General features: G+C 44.9%; 17 protein-coding genes. 15 read left to right on the plus strand and 2 right to left on the minus strand.

Annotated elements, in window-relative coordinates:
• The first annotated feature begins 18 nt into the window (after positions 1-18).
• From ACL934_RS03255 to ACL934_RS03265, 3 genes are all read left to right on the plus strand, one after another.
• Positions 19-807 (plus strand): hypothetical protein, encoded by a 789-nt coding sequence (locus tag ACL934_RS03255; RefSeq protein ID WP_413613070.1) that lies wholly within the window; start codon positions 19-21, stop codon positions 805-807.
• 125 nt (positions 808-932) lie between these two features.
• On the plus strand, positions 933-1,859 hold the full coding sequence (locus ACL934_RS03260) for an N-acetylmuramoyl-L-alanine amidase-like domain-containing protein (protein ID WP_413613071.1): 927 nt from the start codon (positions 933-935) through the stop codon (positions 1,857-1,859).
• Positions 1,860-2,363: 504 nt separating this feature from the next.
• Positions 2,364-3,188, plus strand: a complete 825-nt coding sequence (locus ACL934_RS03265; protein ID WP_374077641.1) for a flagellin — start codon at positions 2,364-2,366, stop codon at positions 3,186-3,188.
• 180 nt (positions 3,189-3,368) lie between these two features.
• On the opposite strand, the gene ACL934_RS03270 is transcribed toward ACL934_RS03265, so the two are convergent.
• The gene (locus ACL934_RS03270) at positions 3,369-4,007 is read right to left on the minus strand and encodes a transposase (RefSeq protein ID WP_413613072.1); all 639 of its coding nucleotides are present in this window, start codon (positions 4,005-4,007) and stop codon (positions 3,369-3,371) included.
• Between the two features lie 443 nt (positions 4,008-4,450).
• On the opposite strand from ACL934_RS03270, the gene ACL934_RS03275 reads away from it, so the two are divergent.
• Together ACL934_RS03275 and ACL934_RS03280 are read left to right on the plus strand one after the other, a co-directional pair.
• Positions 4,451-5,281, plus strand: a complete 831-nt coding sequence (locus tag ACL934_RS03275; protein WP_413613073.1) for a flagellin — start codon at positions 4,451-4,453, stop codon at positions 5,279-5,281.
• A 187-nt stretch (positions 5,282-5,468) separates the two neighbouring features.
• Positions 5,469-5,690, plus strand: a complete 222-nt coding sequence (locus ACL934_RS03280; protein WP_413613074.1) for a hypothetical protein — start codon at positions 5,469-5,471, stop codon at positions 5,688-5,690.
• 14 nt (positions 5,691-5,704) lie between these two features.
• Here the strand turns inward: ACL934_RS03280 and ACL934_RS03285 are convergent, their stop codons facing one another.
• Positions 5,705-6,466 carry a hypothetical protein gene (locus ACL934_RS03285; protein WP_374077649.1) on the minus strand — a complete coding sequence of 254 codons (762 nt, stop codon included), beginning with the start codon at positions 6,464-6,466 and terminating at the stop codon, positions 5,705-5,707.
• Positions 6,467-6,537: 71 nt separating this feature from the next.
• Between ACL934_RS03285 and ACL934_RS03290 the strand changes: the two genes are divergently transcribed.
• From ACL934_RS03290 to ACL934_RS03335, 10 genes are all read left to right on the plus strand, one after another.
• On the plus strand, positions 6,538-6,915 hold the full coding sequence (locus tag ACL934_RS03290; protein ID WP_374077651.1) for a flagellar protein FlaG: 378 nt from the start codon (positions 6,538-6,540) through the stop codon (positions 6,913-6,915).
• Positions 6,916-7,087: 172 nt separating this feature from the next.
• The gene (fliD, locus tag ACL934_RS03295) at positions 7,088-8,455 is read left to right on the plus strand and encodes a flagellar filament capping protein FliD (protein WP_374077653.1); all 1,368 of its coding nucleotides are present in this window, start codon (positions 7,088-7,090) and stop codon (positions 8,453-8,455) included.
• A gap of 36 nt (positions 8,456-8,491) precedes the next feature.
• A complete protein-coding gene (fliS, locus tag ACL934_RS03300) occupies positions 8,492-8,899 on the plus strand; it encodes a flagellar export chaperone FliS (RefSeq protein ID WP_374077655.1) in 408 nt (135 codons plus the stop codon).
• A 17-nt stretch (positions 8,900-8,916) separates the two neighbouring features.
• Positions 8,917-9,342 carry a hypothetical protein gene (locus ACL934_RS03305; RefSeq protein WP_374077657.1) on the plus strand — a complete coding sequence of 142 codons (426 nt, stop codon included), beginning with the start codon at positions 8,917-8,919 and terminating at the stop codon, positions 9,340-9,342.
• 139 nt (positions 9,343-9,481) lie between these two features.
• Complete coding sequence (locus ACL934_RS03310; RefSeq protein ID WP_374077658.1) at positions 9,482-10,537, plus strand: tetratricopeptide repeat protein; 1,056 nt, start codon at positions 9,482-9,484, stop codon at positions 10,535-10,537.
• Between the two features lies 1 nt (position 10,538).
• The gene (locus tag ACL934_RS03315; RefSeq protein ID WP_374077660.1) at positions 10,539-11,150 is read left to right on the plus strand and encodes a hypothetical protein; all 612 of its coding nucleotides are present in this window, start codon (positions 10,539-10,541) and stop codon (positions 11,148-11,150) included.
• Positions 11,150-12,730, plus strand: a complete 1,581-nt coding sequence (locus ACL934_RS03320) for a glycosyltransferase family 9 protein (RefSeq protein WP_374077662.1) — start codon at positions 11,150-11,152, stop codon at positions 12,728-12,730. The genes ACL934_RS03315 and ACL934_RS03320 overlap by 1 nt, the downstream gene beginning before the upstream one ends.
• A gap of 56 nt (positions 12,731-12,786) precedes the next feature.
• Positions 12,787-14,247: a glycosyltransferase family 9 protein gene (locus ACL934_RS03325; RefSeq protein WP_413613075.1), complete on the plus strand. Its 1,461-nt coding sequence runs from the start codon at positions 12,787-12,789 to the stop codon at positions 14,245-14,247.
• Entirely contained in the window at positions 14,234-14,917 is a 684-nt protein-coding gene (locus ACL934_RS03330; RefSeq protein WP_374077666.1) for a hypothetical protein, read from the plus strand. The genes ACL934_RS03325 and ACL934_RS03330 overlap by 14 nt, the downstream gene beginning before the upstream one ends.
• A 34-nt stretch (positions 14,918-14,951) precedes the next feature.
• Positions 14,952-16,874, plus strand: coding sequence for an ATP-binding protein (locus tag ACL934_RS03335; protein WP_413613076.1), 1,923 nt, complete (start codon positions 14,952-14,954; stop codon positions 16,872-16,874).
• Position 16,875: the final 1 nt, after the last annotated feature.

Consider the following 16,875-nt stretch of genomic DNA (forward strand, 5'->3'; position numbering starts at 1 on the left):
AAGAACAGGTGATATCATATGAAAAAGGTTTGGATCGTGATATTAGCGCCCGTTCTTGGATTGGCTCTTTATTTCATGAGTACTGATAAAAAAGAACGTTCGAATGATGATGGGAGCCCCGAGCAGGCCGATTTAGCATCAACGGATAAAAAACCCGGAGCGACCTCGGTACAAATAAATCCGGTTTTGAAAAAAGATTCCGTGGGCGCGGGAGAGTTTCGCGAAATGAACGTTGAGGACTCGTTTTACGCACTCAATGAATATTTGAAGCCGCTTATGAGTGACGAGGTTGTCGCTGCCTCTTTTTATAAAGCCAAAGAGTTTTTTAAAGACAGTCCGAACGCAGAACATATCGCGGTGTGGATCAGTCTGGGGAGTGTGCTCGATTCCGATCCAAAATACGGCGAGTTGCTGGAATACTCGATGAGCAAGATCAATGAAAATGGAAGTTTCAATATTTCCCTTTTTGAAAACGCCGTAAAAATGATGGGGCCTGACGACAGTTTTATCCGTGGTCAGCTCATCAACATGGTTAACCATATGAACGTACAAACTGAAGACAAAATTCGTTTTTTCGGAGGTGAGATTTCTCGTCCGGCCATGCTGGATTCGCAAGGGCGATGGAGTCCAGACTCGCTCAATATCACGACCGCTCTTATCATGCTTAAGAACAACAACGCCCCTAAGGACGACGTCATCAAGTTCATGAAGGAAAGCCTTAGAGCCAACCAAGACGACGTCATCAAAAGCAAGCTGCTAACCCGCTTTGCCACTTACTATCCAGAATCCATCCACGAATTAAAATAATCCAAAGACCTGCGACTGAAACCGTCGCAGTGTCAAATTGATACACAGTCGGGGAGCGTCTTCCCTGCCTATATATGTTCTGATTGAGTCCCTTTTTTGCTTTATAAGACCGTGTTGAGGTGCTTATGAAGAAAACTCTTTTATATATGCTTGTGGCAGTTAGCTTATTGCCTGTGCCTGCATATACATCAGTGTCGTCGGATGCTCCGAAGACAGGGGTTTTTGAGCGCACAGAGGGGATTCTAGACTCCCTCTATCAAGAGGCCTCGGCTTCCTATGTGATGAATGAGCCTGTTTCATCTAGAGTAAGTTTTTATGCAAATATCTTTTTAGCTGAAAAGAGCCCTTACGTCGTCGACCCTCTTGGTGAGGGTGAGGCAGGGGATGTGAGCAAAGGGCCTCTGTATCGTTTTGACGGCTTTGATTGCACGACGTTCGTTGAAACTGTTTTGGCTTTAGCATTGTCGTCTGATTCTCGACAGTTCAAACAGACTCTCAATAAAATTCGTTATAAAGACGGGCGTATTTCATACAAGACCCGCAATCACTTTCCGAGTGTGGACTGGATTCCTAATAATTCTAAAGCGGGCTTCGTCAAAGACATCACCGGTGCTATTGCTGGCGGAAAAACTAAGTGGTCTCAGACTTGGATTGAGAAGGACAATTGGTTCCGCATGAAGGGCACAGACTTCTTGGAGATGAGTCGTGGCTTTAAAAAAGAGTTGGGAAAAATTCCGTATATCTCTAAAGAAGACCTTAAAGATAATCCGGCTTTGGAAGATCACATTCCTAGCGGAACTATTTTTCACGTAGTTCGTCCTAACTGGAATTTGAAAAAAGCCATTGGGACGGAATTGGATGTTTCTCATATGGGTTTTCTTATTCGTGAGAATGGCGTGCTTTATATGGTTCACGCCAGCAACGGCGTTCGCGATGGAAGTAACGACTACAAGGGCGTCAAAAAGGAAGCCCTTCGTGATTACGTTGAGCGTGTGATGATGAGTTCATCGACCATGGCAGGATTCAATATTCTGCGTATTCAAGAACGCTAGGTATCTACCTTCTGTAACATAACCCTTCGATAAAACATCGCTTTCACGTCCTTGGTCGGGGTCTTCCTGGACCTTTGTCGAATATTTTTTGAATCTAAAATTTCAATAAAATCAGGGGTTAGGCACGTTGTAATAAAAAAAACTAGACCAAGGCCTAAAGTTTTCTAGACCATGGTCCGAATAGTTTGCTGTTACTTGTTGGGAATAAAAGTTGCGGTAAACCTCCTCCAAAAAAGCTCTCCTAAGAGCTCCTCAAAGAGAAGACCTCCGTGGCAAATGGTTCCTCGACGATCGAGACATCAGTCACCTTGATCCCGAGGAACTTTTTCCAACCTTAAATTTAAAAATTAATTTGTAAGTGAGTTAGTAAGAAAAATTTAAATACCAGATCATAGTACGTTGACGGGATTACAGAGTGTTCTGAAGGTAAGTGGTGCGACCTAGGTTCATGTCTCAATTCCATACACATCAGCGGAAGTGATCTCAATCCCTTAGGAGGTTCTCATGGGCTTAAGAATCGCTACCAATACTGCATCTATCGCAGCACAACGCGTGCTTTCAAAACAACAAAAACGTGCGGAGCATTCAGCGCAAGCATTAGCGTCGGGTTCTCGTATCGTTAACGCCTCCGACGACGCCGCCGGTTTGGCGATCTCAGAAAACTTTAAAGGACAGTTAAGAGGTATCTCGCAAGCGCGTAACAACGCGAACAATGCGATTTCATTCTCACAAGTGGGTGAGGGTGGTCTCAGCGAGGTCTCTAATATCTTGATTCGTCTCCGCGAGCTCGGAGTACAAGCAGCCTCGGATACTGTCAGCGATGTCGAACGTGGATTCCTCAATAACGAGGCTCAGCAGTTGATCCAAGAAGCGGATCGTATCGCTAAAACCACTACTTTCGGTAGTACAAAACTCCTGGATGGTTCCGGTGGAAAATTAGAATTCCACGTCGGTCCTAACGGAGGTGAAGATAATATTATCGCTTTCGAATTCGATGCAGATGCAACGACCAGCTCTTTGGGAATCAGCGGGATTGCCGTGGATGATAAGAGCAGTGCCCGTGACACGCTTGAAGCGGTGGACGGAGCGATCTCGAAAGTCGGTGCATTGCGTGCGAACTTCGGTGCGATGCAATCTCGAATGGAATCTACAGTAAGTAACCTCGATGTTTCTTACGAAAACTTGTCAGCTGCGAACTCTCGTATTCGTGACACAGATATCGCGAAAGAGACGGCAGAAATGGCATCAGCAAGTATCTTGCAAAATACGGCGGTATCGGTGTTGGCTCAAGCCAACCAATTGCCAAACGTTGCACTGAAACTGGTTTAATCAAAAATATAATTTAAGAATCACAATTCGTACAAACTACGGATATCGGATGGGGCCTGTTCTGGGATATGGCCTCATTCGAGAATGAGGGGTCGCCCACATAAACCTCTCGTGTCTTAAGCCCACCCTGGGAGCACCCGCTCCCAGGGATTTTCGAAGGTGCCAGGGGATTTTTTGCGTCTACAGCGCATCATTCTCGAGAACCGAAGGGCGATTGTTCTGCCTCGCAAGTTTGAAAACTTCTTTCTTTAAAGCTTTCTGAACTTGTTCCCAGCTTCCTCGATCCGGTTGAGTATTTAACCAATTGAGTGTTTGAGTTCTTGATTCCCAATTTTCCCAGTTCCCATCGTCGAATATTGGAACTTCTATTGGGCCTTCTCCCAATAATCCCTTTAAACTTGAAAATTCATAGTCTTCAACGCTTTTGCAGATTCCTGCTTCGATCGGATTTCTATAGACGTACTTATATGCATGTAGATAGTACAGTGGCGATGAAATTAAACTTCTGTGAAAGCGTGATCCATAAGTCCTATTAATTCGGTCGCTCCAATCTCTCAAATCTTTTCCGGTTTCACTCATAAAAAATTGCATTGCTTCACTGAGGTTTCCCTCTGGTGCTCGTGCGATTAGGTGGAAATGATTGCTCATCAAGACGAATGCGTGAATACGAACACCATATGCCAGGTGAATGAAGTGCAATTGTCTCGTCATTGTTTTCCATACGAGATTCATGTCAGTAGCAAACCACTCACGATTAATGCATCTCGCTGTTATGTGATATGGAAACTCGGTGTGACAAATAAATGATTTTCTTCCCATGCGATCTTGCTCTGCAAAAGTGCTTCCTCTGTCTGGACCTAAGTTCTTTTGCTCCTGTTCTCTAGTGCATCCGAGTTTTGGATGCGGTGTAGACGTAAAAAATCCCCTGGCACCTTTTCCTTTTGTCGGGGTGGACTTTGTTCTGTGCTGGACCTTTGTCTTGAAAAAGGCTCTTCAATGGGCTTGTTTTCACAACCTTAGTCTAGCTTTTGCTGGATGATGGTCCAGTTTTGCTGGACGCGACTAAAGCCTTCCAAGACCTCGCCGAAAGGTATGTCACAAGCAACGACGAAACTAAGTCGAACGCTCTTGAGAAGCTCAAATGGAGTGACTGCCAAATGAGATTTCGCTTGCAGGGAGCCAAGACAAAAGTGGAGTCACAACAAGTAACAATAGGTGCGACCTAAGTAGGTATAAGGCGTGCCGCTATATGGAGGTCCCAAATGGGAATGAGAATTTCAACTAACGTATCCGCGATCAATGCTCAGAGAACTATGGTTAACTCTCAGCGCCAGATCGGTAAATCAATGGAGCAATTGTCTTCTGGCTCCCGCATCAATAAAGCTGCTGACGATGCAGCGGGATTGGCGATCAGTGAAAACTTGAAATCGCAAATCAGATCATTGAGCCAAGCTGGCCGTAACGCCAACGATGGTATCTCAATGGTGCAAACAGCAGAGGGTGGCTTGAGTGAAATCTCTAACATCTTGACTCGTATGAGAGAACTAGGTGTTCAAGCTTCTTCTGATACTGTAGGTGACGTAGAGCGCGGATTTCTTGATAAAGAGATCCAACAATTGAAATCAGAAGCGCAACGTATCACGCAAACAACTAAATTTGGAACAACTAAACTTCTCGATGGTTCCGGTGATAAATTCGACTTCCAAGTCGGTATCGGTAACGATCAAGAAGCTGACAGAATCTCCTTCAACGCAGGTGAAACAGATGCGACAACTGCAAGCTTAGGAATTGATGGTTTCGACTTCTCTTCTAAGTCTGGTGCGCAGGAAGCTTTATCGCAAATCGATTCGGCTCAATCTCAAGTGAACGGTTACCGCGCAAATCTCGGTGCCCTTCAAAACAGATTGCAATCCACTGTTGATAACTTGGGTGTGCAACACGAGAATATCTCTGCTGCGAACTCTCGTATCCGTGACACTGACGTAGCCTTGGCATCAGCTGAGTCAACTCGTAACTCAGTATTGTTGCAAGCCAACACAAGCGTGTTAGCACAAGCGAACGCAATGCCTAACTCGGCTTTGAAATTGATCTAATATAAGAATTGAAAGAGTTTGATCTGAGAGGGTACCTCCGTTCCCTCTCGGTACCAACCTACCCAGGGGGATTTAGGTCTTCCTGGGGTACTAACGGTGAGTACCAAGTTTGCCAACTTGCATGTATCGGAGCAAACTAAGTTTGATAAAATCGAAAGGTGTGAAGCAGCTCGCAAGAGAGGTTTTTATGCCTGACAAGATTCCGCAAAAGCAGACTTTTTTTAGAAAGATTATTTCAAACATTGTTCACAGCAATGTTCCCAAAGAACCCCAAGTTCACAGTCCGCCAGATAAAGATGTGGCGGCGGAACCCAAGCAAGAGGACGAAGCACCTCTTTTCAGTGAGGTTCTGGACAGCGAAGGGCATCGAGCCAAGCTCAACAGGCATCCTCGCAATCCTTTTCAATAATATATTTACGCAGTTTATTTAAAACTTTGTTGGAGTTGAATTAAACTCTCTTCGCCGATTTGTATCATGCCGCGGCCGGGACGATCTAAATCCTGAATAAGCCCAATCACCAATGCAAAAAGCACGGAAAGAAAAAGAGGAGCTAACATTCTTTGCCCTTTGGCCCCGACGACGTAGCTTAAAGAGCCGACTCCTAAAAGAGTGATGAGCATAATCACGTAATAGACGACTTCAGGAACATGATCGTAAGTGGCAAAAACGCGTTCACCATCGGTGTCGATCACATCATTCAAAGATTGAATCACAAGGCTTGTCACAGGCCCTTGTAAAGAGCCAGAAACATCCACCGCGGTTTTCCAAATCTGTGTCTGCAAATCTTGTGACTTTTTCTGATAGTCCGCTGTATTCGTGCGAATGTTTTGAAAGAACGTCAGACGGTGAGCCGTGTATTCTTGCAAAAGTGTTTTCACCTGCTCCCTTTGTGGAGAGGGAAGAAGATCTGTTCTTAGATAGGCTGTGCCAATAGAATTGGCCTCTTTTAAAACAAGATGCTTGCGATTGTCGAATCGCGAAATCGACATGGAAAATGTAAATCCTAAAAGCAAGGCCAGCAGACCCAGAATACTCGTGGGAAGGATCTCGTTAATCACATTGCGTTCTTTGTGGTGTCGGCTTTTTCCGAAGAAATAAAAAACCAGAGTCGCTGCGACAAGCACGGCGAGATTTGCCAAAAAAATATAGATCAAATCGATTTTATAAAGAAATTCTGTAAACATAATTTGGTATTAAACCAGACGAACATCCCGGAATTCAAGTTTCATTTCGGGAATTCCGATAAGTTCCTCGTATGAATATCAAAGGACTGATTTCCAATATTCTTCCAGACACAAAGGTGCGCTCTGTAGAGAACATCGGGAAGACTATTAAGTCTGATGAGACCCATGATCGCGACGCCAACGGACAAGAAACCTACAGTCAAAATCAAGAACAACAGCGCGAGCCGATGAGTGATGAACAGCTTGAAAGAGCGATGGAACATCTGCGCAATTTGCCTGCGATGAAAGAGCACAAGTGGACCGTGGAGTTGGCGGAAGACTCTGGAAATCGCTTTGTGATCGTGAAAGACAACTTAGGAACGGTGATTCGCAGAATCCCTGAACTCGAATTGTGGAGTCTTCCCTCTGACAACTCTCCAAGAGGACAGTTGCTCAAGCGCTCCGCTTAAATATTCTAGTAATCCAAGCATTTGCTGCCTAGATCGACGTCCAGAGAAATACCTCTCTGTCAAAATCCCTGCGAGTTTAATTGTATCTGAGCCTGGAAATCCGCTCTCCTGGCCCTTCTGAGAGACATTTAATTGACTCACGATTAGTGAATCATTTTGACACAATGAATTCATGGCAGGATTTCGTATTACAGGCATGGCCTCTGGGCTACCACCTAACATAGTCGATCAGCTGATGGAAGCTGAGCGCATTCCTGTGAAACAAATGGAAGCCAAGAAGACGCAGCAAGAAGACAAACTCAAACTCGTAGGCGAGTTGGAGACAAAGGTGAATGACATCACCAAAAATCTTTCGGAGCTGACTTCGACAAAAGGTTTTTTGGATAAGAAATTTATCAGCGGAGATCCGAACGTTATTGACGGGCAAGTAGACCCGCAGACGGCGGTTCCTGGGGATTACTCTTTGGAAGTTGTGCAATTGGCGCAAAAACCGGGAGCGATCTCAAACGGATTTCCGGATAAGAACGAGACGCAAATTGGTGTGGGTTACATCAAGTTTGAGACTCCAGAGGGAACAAAAGAAGTTTATATCAATGGCGCGAATTCCACTTTGGAAGGAGTTGTAAAACAGATCAACAACTCCAATCTTGGATTGACGGCCCAAGTGTTGGAAGACCGCAAAGATGCAGAAAATCCATTCCGCATCATGATTTCGGGTCTTTCTACAGGGAATGACAATCAGGTGACCTTTCCAAAGATTTATCTTTTGGACGGTGACCAGGATATGTACTTCGATCAATCGCGGGAAGCCAAGAACGCGAAGGTCAAAGTGAACGGTTTTGAAATCGAGCTGCCCGACAACAAGACGACGGATCTTATTCCGGGAGTCACGTTGGATTTGAAATCGGCAGCACCGGGTCGTGAGATCCGTATGAGCGTGAAAGAAAACTTGGAAGTCATCAGCGGCAAAATCAAAAGTTTTGTCGACTCCTACAACGCAGCTTTGGAGTTCATCCAAAAGCAAAGCAAGTTGCAGGGGAGTGACGGTAAGAATCCGCGTCTGGGGCCATTGGGGGGCGACGGGATGCTTCGTTCGGTTGAAAACAGCCTTCGTCGCATCATCCTGAATCCGCAATTGGGAGTGGAAACTCCGATCCGTCGTGTGAATGAATTGGGAATTGAATTTAACAGAAACGGTACTTTGAATTTCAGCCAAGACAAGTTCAACAAAGTGTTGAACGCAAATCCTCAAGGGGTCGCAGCCTTCTTCCGTGGAGACGGCTTCAATACAGGGTTTGTGTCGGGCTTGAAAAGGGAAATTGGCAATCTGATGAATGGACAATTCGGAACGATCTCGAATCGTAAGAAGGGTCTGCAAGACAGAATCAATCAGGCGAACACGCGGATTGAAACGAAAGAGCGCCAGTTGGAAAGAAAAGAAGAAAGTCTGCGCAGAAAGTTCGCGGACCTAGAGCAGAAGATGTCCGACATGAATGCCCAACAGGCCCGTGTCGCGGCAATGGCTGCCAAACCTGCATAAGTAATTTGATTTTTTTGAAGGATGTAGTGAGGGACTATGAACAAAAATGCTTATCAGAAATACAAGAACACCTCGGTGCAGAGTGCGAGCCGGGAAAAGATTCTTCTGATGCTCTATGAAGGGGCTATCAAATTCACGAAGCTGGCAATCAAAGCGGCTGAGGAAAAGAAGATCGCGGACCGTGGTATGAACATCGGCCGTGCTTTCGATATCATCATGGAGTTGAACAACACTCTGGACCATAAAGTGGGCGGAGATGTGGCTGTTCAGCTTGAACAACTCTACATGTTCATGATGGAGCAATACACGAAAGCCAATATTTCTGGTGATCCGGAGCCATTAAAAACGAATCTGAAGCTGCTTCAGACTCTTTATGATGGATGGGTGCAAGCAGTTGAGAAATTGAAAAAAGAAACAGACGGTTCAGGGCAAAAAGCGGGCTGATTTTCCACGGAGGGGACATGACGAGAATTATCACCTTGTTGAACGAAAAGAATCATTACCTCGAAAAATTCTATTCTTTGAATGAAGTAGAATTGGCGAATTTTGCCCAAGGGCAGTTCGACAATCTTGAACACTTCTATCAAACACGCGAAAGAATTTTAGACGTTTTGAAGTACGTAGATGCGCAAATTGAAAAAGCTCACGGCGAAGTCGCTCAGGCGGGCATGATCCAAGAAGATCATCGTCGCGAAGTGAAAGAGGCGTTGGCGATTAAAGACGAATACGTTGCCCGCATCATCGAGCAAGATATTCAAGTTCTTGCATGTATCGAGATGGCGAAAAACTCCATCATCAAGGAATTGCAAGAAGTCCGTCGCAGCCGCAAAGCTGTCGGTGGTTACAAAAGCAAGACCTTCAATCAGCGTCTGGATGAAGAGGTCTAGGAAAAATTTTCCTGACAAAATCATGACGGCGAGTTCGGCAAAAGAGTCAAACTCATGGCTGAACTTGCCCCAGATCTAATAAAACACAAAAAGACCTATTGGCATCTGTGTTGCTCCTGGAAACTCTTCGAGGAGACAAATGCAGATGTTGGAAAATCAGATCGTTCAAAAGTCCAGTGAAATTTCTGGAGTAAATTCAAATGCCGAATCTCATAACGAGGTGACTGGCAAAATCTATTTTGACCCGCAACAGGCCATCGCCGATTTCGATGCGGAAGTTCAACCGGAAAAAGAAGTCTCTGTTCTTGATGCTCGTGTCGCGACATTTATTAAGAACGCGCGCGTTTTGATGAAACACAAAGAGTACCCTTTGGCGATGAACTTGCTTCGTCAAGCCAGCAATCAGGATTCTCGCAATCCTATGACTTTGAATCTTTTGGCGACATGTCTTGAGCGCTCCTCTCGCGTTCAGGAAGCTTTGATTGCACGTAAAACTTTGATTGAAGTCGATTATGGATTTGAAAGTCTTTATAGATATGCGACGTCTTTATATAAGCTGGGCCGCGATCAAGAAGCTTTGGATAAATACTATGAAGCTTTGGCCGTTTTGACGGAAGAAAATGACCATCTTTTTGAAGTGTACAAGAATATGGGAAATATTTTTGTACGTCAGGGCGACTTTGATGGCGCTGAAGAATACTATAATAAAGCCTACACGATGAATCCTCAGTCTGATGTTTTGCTCGTGAACTTCGGAACTTTGGAAGTACAACGCAATGACTTTGATAAATCTCTTTATTGCTTCCGTAAAGCAGTAGAAATCAATTCCAACAATGATAAAGCCTGGGTGGGCCTTGCGATGGTGCACAATCAGTTCGGTGATATCGAATTGGCCTGGGCGAATATTGAAACGGCTATCGATATCAATCCACAAAACAGAACCGCGGTGCACTTGGCTGCAAACTGGGGATTGCGTGATGGAAAAATCCAAAAAGCCATTGAGGCTTTGCAATCTTATCTTTCGTCAGTAGAAGAAGACGAAGATATGTCTTTGGTTTTGATCAACCTTTTCTGCACGGCTGGTCAGGTGGATAGAGCCCTTCTTGAAATGGAAAGAGTTCTTTTGTGGAACCCTGACCATAAAGAAGTTCGTGATCTTAAGAAGAAAATTCTAGCTTCACAAAAGGTTGCCTAACATGTCGATGATCACTTTTTCTGAAAACCATGAGTCGTCTTTGATCCCATTTGAAGCAGGCCAATCTTTGGCCTCTTTGCGTGACCCTCGCGGTGAAGGCTTGAAGTGGGTTTATTCTTTGGGAGTGATTCCAACGGCGCATGTTGTTGTCGTTGGCTTAGGTTCAGGATTCCATATCGCGGCTTTGGCGGATGTCGATCCTCATCTGAAAATTACTGTGGTTGAATCTCGCGAGTCTTTGCTTCCTGTTTTCCGCTCGCAGTTTCCTGAACTTGAAGATCGCGTTGAAGTCGTGATCGTTCAAGAAGGCCAAGACATCTTTAAGACGGAACTATTCCAAGAAGTGATCGCGCAAAGATCCTACGTTTTATCTTTCCGCGAGTGCTGGGGCCAGCAAGTGAATTTCTTTTCAGAGATCTTTGCTCATCTCACGGGCCGTACTTTGGATTCAGTGAAGTATCATTTTGAAGAGTTCGGTATCAATATCAAGGCATTATACATTCAACAGAACAATCTTCTTTCTATCAAAGATGTTTTGCCGGTAGTGGAAGCTTCTGTGATGCCTGAGAATAAAAAACAAATTTTCCGCGTGCTCGGTGAGTTGGTGAAATAATGAAGATTCTGGTTCTCTCATTGCTAAGATTAGGTGACATTATCCAACAGGGACCTCTTTTAAAAGGTCTTCGTGAAAAGCATCCTGATGCTGAAATTCACTTGTTGTTGAATCGTCAATTTGCAAACGTAGAGCGCGTCTTGGAAGGTGTTGTGGATAAATATATCTTCTTTGACCGTGAAGCTTTGCAAAAAGGCATGGGAGAAGCTTCGTTCAATATTCTTTGGTCTTACACCCAAGTAGAAAACTTGGTGGAAAGCCTCAATGGCGAATCTTATGATTTGGCTATTAATCTGACTCACAATAAATTAAGCGGCTATCTTTTGGGAGCGTTGAATATCGCTGATAAAAGAGGCCTTTATCAGGAAGACGGACGTTTCAAAGGCCTTTCGAATCGTTGGATTCGTTACTTTAATGATCGTTTTTCAGGAAACCAAAAGTCTTTGTTTCACTATGTGGAGCTTTTGGGAAAGGCTTTCGATATTCCTGTTGGAGCGCCCTTGGCGTCAGTGGCTTCTAAGAAGAAAATCAAACTTGTTCTTTTACAGTGTCTGACAAGTGATAAGAAAAAAAACTGGGGCTTGGAAAAGTTTTTCCAACTCAAACGCACTATCGAAATTTCTCTTGTTGATTATGAAGTGCTGGTCCTTGGCGCCTCTTTTGAAAGAGAATCCTTGTTGAAAGTTTTTTCTGAAAAAGATCTTTTGATCTGTGATCTGACGGAAGCGAGAAAGCATTTGCAAAATGCGGCACTGTTGGTGACTGGCGACACAAGTATTAAGCACATGGCGGCTCAGTCGGGAACTCCGATTGTGGAAATTGCTATTGGGAGCAGTGATCCAATCAAAACGTCAGCTTTTTCAAATCAGTCTATTGTTTTAAAAAGTGAAGCGCCTTGTGCGCCTTGCAATCACTCTCAAGCCTGTTCGCAAAGCAGCCATGTCTGTGCCGATGATGTTTCGGTTGAACACGTATTTGGTGCTGTTTGGGATCAATTGAGCGGAGAAAAGATTACTCAACGCAATTCACAGTACCTGATGGAGAGAGCTGTCTGGGGTCTTTACCTTGATAAAAACAACGGAGATGTTGAGCCATTTTATGGCACGGCTATTTCCGATCTTTTGCAGAAAGTGTCAATCGACTCGCTAAACAATAGTTTGGCAGCGTGGACAGAGAAAACGGACCTTTATCGCTCGTGGCTTACGAAGGCCGCAGCGGCTTTGCCGTCCCGTGAAGTTTTGGCAACACACCGGACCTTTCAGTCCGCAGACATTGCTGAAATGATTCTTTGTGCGCAAGATATTCTAAAATCTAAGAAGGATGAGGCGGGTTATTTCCAATCATTTGTGGAAGCTCTGCTTTCTCGTTTTAGTCAACCCGTGCAGATCTACGACCGTGTTCATGTGGCTCTGCAAGAAGTTGAGGAATTATTAACTATTCGGGAAAATTTCACCCGTCATTTGCAAACACTCTCCACGGAAGGAGCTTACTATGCAAAAGGAATTGGACAATTACCTATCAGTGGCTTTGAAGAGGCTGGAAAAAGCGTACAACGAAATCTTGAAATCGCAGAGCTATAACCAAGAAGCCGAGAGAGTGCAGCTTTTAAAAGAACTCGTAAAGGAACAAGTGAAAAATGAAAATTCTAGTAATACAGCTCGCTAGACTTGGCGATATTTACATGACGTGGCCGGCGTTGCGCGGTCTTCGTCGCATGCATCCCAATGCTGAAATTCACTTGCTGACGCGTCCTCGTTTTGAAGGAGCTGTCGAAGGGTTGACAGCGATTGATCGTCATCTGTCTTTGCCTGTGAGTACGATCTTAGCTCCTTTAGTGCAAGAAGAAGCCGATGTGGAGACGTCTTTAGAAAGACTGAACAGTGTCGTCGAAGATCTCCGTGCTGAAAATTATGATTGGATCATCAATCTGACGTTCTCTCCTGCATCGAGTTATTTGACTCATGCAATTCAAGGACTTTCGACGACAGTCACAGGTTACAGCCGTTATAACGACGGAACTTTGTGTCTGGCAGATGAAGTGAGCTCTTATTTCTATGCGCAAGTGGGAATTGGCAAAGCCAATCGCGTGCATATCTCTGACGTCTTTGCTTCGATGTTGGATCTTCAATATATTGAACAAGATTGGGCCGCTCCAGCGCTTGGCAATACAGCGATCTCTTTGCCGGATTGTTATATGGTTTTGCATGTGGGCGCCAGCGAGAAGCAAAAGTCTTTGTCTCCACAAGTGTGGGGCCGAGTGATCAATTATTTCTCAAAACGTTATGAAGGACTTCCGATTGTTTTGATAGGCGCTCCGAATGAAATGGCGTTGGCGGAAGAAATTCAAAAGGCCGCTCCGCAAGCTCATTTCGTAAATCTTGTGGGTCAAACTAAAATCTCTGAATTGTTCTCGGTTATTCAAGAGGCTGAATTATTAGTTGGTTGCGACAGTGCGCCGATTCACATGGCTTCTTTGACGGACACTCCGACATTCAACGTGAGTGTGGGAAATGTGAATTTCTGGGAGACAGGTCCGAAAGCGAGTTTGGGATTTATCTATCGTATTGAAGACGAAGCTTCATTAGTGCCAGAGCGTATGGGCGAAGTATTGGCTCTTTTACTAGAAGGTCAAGTGTCGCCAGAGTTGATCACGCGCACGGGGGGGCTTGTTAGTTACGACCGGCCTGACACGGTGATCGAACGGTTTCAGTGGGACTTTGTACAGGCCTTGTATTTAGGCGGTGCCTACCCAATGGCGGAAAGAATAGAAATTATTCAGGGAGCCATTCAGCTTCAGGACATCAATACTTTCGCTATGGAACAGATCGCTTTGGTTCCCGAGAAAGGTTTGCAATTAATCGGACCTTTATTGGATCGCGCTGAAGAAGTTATTCAAAATATTAGCCAGATGGTGCCGGAACTGAGTCCTCTTATAAGCTGGTATCAAGCGGAGAAAGTTCGCATTGGTCCAGGATCTCTCGGGGAAATCTGTGCCGCAGCTTTGAATGTTCATGACCGTATGGCTCGCCATTTGGAAGCCTACATTCCTCACGAGGCTCTCATGCAGGAAGAGGAGGGTGTCGATGGAACGCTTTAAGGTCTCTGGACAGGATCTCAGAAATTTCTATCAAGAGAATATTGCTTTGGGCCGCGTGTTCAGCGATATCGAACAGGATTTGCGTTCGACAAACCAAGTCGTGTGTCGTTACATCGTGAACGGTTTGGAAATCGCAGAGGCTGACGAAGCGCGTTTTGCCACGGTGACTTTGGAAGAAATCGAAACTTTAGAATATCTGACTGAAAACAGTCGCGATATTACGTCGATTGTTCTTAAAGGCTGGATTGATGCTTTGCCTGAGCTGATTCAAAATACCGAACACTTGGCGCAAAGAATGCGTGTCCAGGGATTGAGCGGTTTATTGAAACCGATCCACGATTTGGTGCAGAACTGCGAATACCTTATCGACAGTACAATGACGATCAAAGCCACAATGGGTGATCAATTTTTGGTCGCTAGTCCAGTTGATTGGTTTAAAGCCGAAGAGGAGAGCAAGAAAACTGTGACGGAGGCTTTGCGCGCCTTGGAAAATAAGGATTTTGTTCTTTTAGCGGATGTCCTAGAGTATGATTTGAACAATGTTCTGCAAATGTGGTTAGATCATTTGCGGGTCTTGGAGAAGTCGCTTCATGGGGAATACGCAGGGTCTCATTTCCATTCCGAACAAACTGGATCCCATTCTATGGGTCGGAAACGTATCGCCAATTAGACTTCCGCATTTCTTCCCGTTTCAGAAACGAGAAGTGGAAATCGTTTTTAGGGCCTCTGTGCAGGAGGCCCTTTTACTTTTAAAAACCCAGAAATTTTCCTCGATCTTAGTCCAGGACATTGGTGCCGGCGAAGGATTGGAATTTTTAGTTCAAGCTCGCCTGTATCAACCCATGGCTCCGCGAATCTTGATTGCGGAAGATCTTTCAGAGCAAGAAGTCCGCGAAGGTATCAACAAAGCCCAAGTCTTCCGCTTTATGCGTTGGCCTCTCAGTGAAAGAGAAGTCTGGACTCAGCTTGAGAGTGCTTTGCAAAAACACTCCATGTATTTGTCACGCTCTCTTCTTTTAAGAGAGTCTTCCCATCAGAATAAACAGTTGGAAGCTTTAACACATTCTTTGGAAGGCATGGTCGATGAGCGCACCCAGTACATCGAAATGTCCCACCGTGAGGAAAGTGAAAAGCTCAACCGCGAAAGGCAACTGATTCGTTTTATCAAGGATCTCGCCACACAAACATCTTTTGAAGATATTCTGGGCATCCTGAGAAAAGAACTGCGTAAGTTTCATAAAATGGGTGATCCGATTTTGGCGTACCGATTGGGCGGCGGGAAAACGTTCTTTATGAGTTTTCAGTTGGGCCACTTTACGCAGACAGAATCTTTAACTCATTTTGAATTTCCTAAAGCCGCACAAGTTCCAAGTGCTGAACTGGTTCGCTATTTTGCCAATCATTTTGGTCGTCCGTTTATCAAGGCCTATGTTGTTCCCTTGGAGCTTCGTTTGACCAGTCACTTTGTCGGGGGTGAGGGTGAAGCGATCTTGTGTATCGAAAATTCTTTGTCTGATAAAGAGATGGGCCCGTTTATAGATTTCATGGGCGATCGCATGCGCCCTCTCAGTATGGCCTTGGATCGCGTGCTTTTGGAAAATCAGCTTTCAAGTTTCTCGTACCGTTGGGAAAAAACTTTTGACGGTATGAGAGATCCTATTGCCATCGTGGATTTGGAATACAACGTGGTTCGCGCCAATCGCAAATTCACGGATAAATTTTTACAGCACAAATGCTACGAAAGTTTTGCTCGCCGAAAAACACCTTGCGAAGGTTGCCCTGTGCCACAGTCTTTGAAAGAAGGCACACCGCAAGCGGGACAGGTTCAAGTGGATGGTCGCGTTTACCAAGTGCACAGCTATCCCGTTTTGTTAGAGCACGGAACAAGACCCACCAATGTTGTGAATCAGTATGTGGATATCACGCAGTCCCGAGAACTGTATTTGCAAATGCTGCAAAGTGAAAAGATGGGGGCCATCGGGATGCTCGCGGGCAACATCGCCCATGAGTTGAATAATCCTCTGACGGGGCTTAGAGCATTGACTCAGGTTCTATTGCAAGAAGCTCCGAAAGAGGGGAACTTGCATGCGGATCTCATTGAAATTGAAAAAGCCACAGCTCGCTCACAGCGCATTATTAAAAATCTTCTCGATTTCTCGAAAGGCGAAGATCAGCCTTCGGAGTACATTAGTGTTGATGAAGTGATCGAGCGAACGCTGCCGATGTTAAAATCCGCAATGCGTTTGCATCGTTTGGAAGTGGATTTAGAAACTTTGGGAAGCAGTGTTTTCGTAGAACCGCATTTATTGCAGCAGGTGGTGTTTAATTTAATTAACAACGCTTGTCAGGCGATGAAAGATCCAGGGCGTTTGCGTGTGGTGACAAAGACAGAGGCCGGAAAAGTTTTAATCGAGATCGAGGACACGGGGCCAGGAATTCCACTTGAGATTCAACGACGCATCTTTGAACCATTCTTTACTACAAAAAAAGAAGGACATGGAACCGGTCTTGGGTTAAGTATGTCTAGGTCCATCATTGAAAAATTCGGGGGCACCATCCAGTTTCGTAACGTGGAACCTCATGGAAGTTGTTTCACCATCGTGCTACCCCAAAAGAGTCCGGAGTAAG

Origin of the sequence: Bdellovibrio sp. HCB-110 (assembly GCF_047323225.1) — a bacterium.
Classification (GTDB): domain Bacteria; phylum Bdellovibrionota; class Bdellovibrionia; order Bdellovibrionales; family Bdellovibrionaceae; genus Bdellovibrio.

Excerpts from the sequence above, each read along its gene's own strand:
- ACL934_RS03280 (WP_413613074.1), top strand. The coding sequence starts at position 5,469 with ATGCCTGACAAGATTCCGCAAAAGCAGACTTTTTTTAGAAAGATTATT.
- ACL934_RS03270 (WP_413613072.1), bottom strand. The coding sequence starts at position 4,007 with ATGGGAAGAAAATCATTTATTTGTCACACCGAGTTTCCATATCACATA.
- ACL934_RS03260 (WP_413613071.1), top strand. The coding sequence starts at position 933 with ATGAAGAAAACTCTTTTATATATGCTTGTGGCAGTTAGCTTATTGCCT.
- ACL934_RS03305 (WP_374077657.1), top strand. The coding sequence starts at position 8,917 with ATGACGAGAATTATCACCTTGTTGAACGAAAAGAATCATTACCTCGAA.
- ACL934_RS03265 (WP_374077641.1), top strand. The coding sequence starts at position 2,364 with ATGGGCTTAAGAATCGCTACCAATACTGCATCTATCGCAGCACAACGC.
- fliS (WP_374077655.1), top strand. The coding sequence starts at position 8,492 with ATGAACAAAAATGCTTATCAGAAATACAAGAACACCTCGGTGCAGAGT.
- ACL934_RS03330 (WP_374077666.1), top strand. The coding sequence starts at position 14,234 with ATGGAACGCTTTAAGGTCTCTGGACAGGATCTCAGAAATTTCTATCAA.
- ACL934_RS03325 (WP_413613075.1), top strand. The coding sequence starts at position 12,787 with ATGAAAATTCTAGTAATACAGCTCGCTAGACTTGGCGATATTTACATG.
- ACL934_RS03290 (WP_374077651.1), top strand. The coding sequence starts at position 6,538 with ATGAATATCAAAGGACTGATTTCCAATATTCTTCCAGACACAAAGGTG.
- ACL934_RS03275 (WP_413613073.1), top strand. The coding sequence starts at position 4,451 with ATGGGAATGAGAATTTCAACTAACGTATCCGCGATCAATGCTCAGAGA.
- ACL934_RS03285 (WP_374077649.1), bottom strand. The coding sequence starts at position 6,466 with ATGTTTACAGAATTTCTTTATAAAATCGATTTGATCTATATTTTTTTG.
- ACL934_RS03315 (WP_374077660.1), top strand. The coding sequence starts at position 10,539 with ATGTCGATGATCACTTTTTCTGAAAACCATGAGTCGTCTTTGATCCCA.
- ACL934_RS03310 (WP_374077658.1), top strand. The coding sequence starts at position 9,482 with ATGCAGATGTTGGAAAATCAGATCGTTCAAAAGTCCAGTGAAATTTCT.
- ACL934_RS03255 (WP_413613070.1), top strand. The coding sequence starts at position 19 with ATGAAAAAGGTTTGGATCGTGATATTAGCGCCCGTTCTTGGATTGGCT.
- ACL934_RS03320 (WP_374077662.1), top strand. The coding sequence starts at position 11,150 with ATGAAGATTCTGGTTCTCTCATTGCTAAGATTAGGTGACATTATCCAA.
- fliD (WP_374077653.1), top strand. The coding sequence starts at position 7,088 with ATGGCAGGATTTCGTATTACAGGCATGGCCTCTGGGCTACCACCTAAC.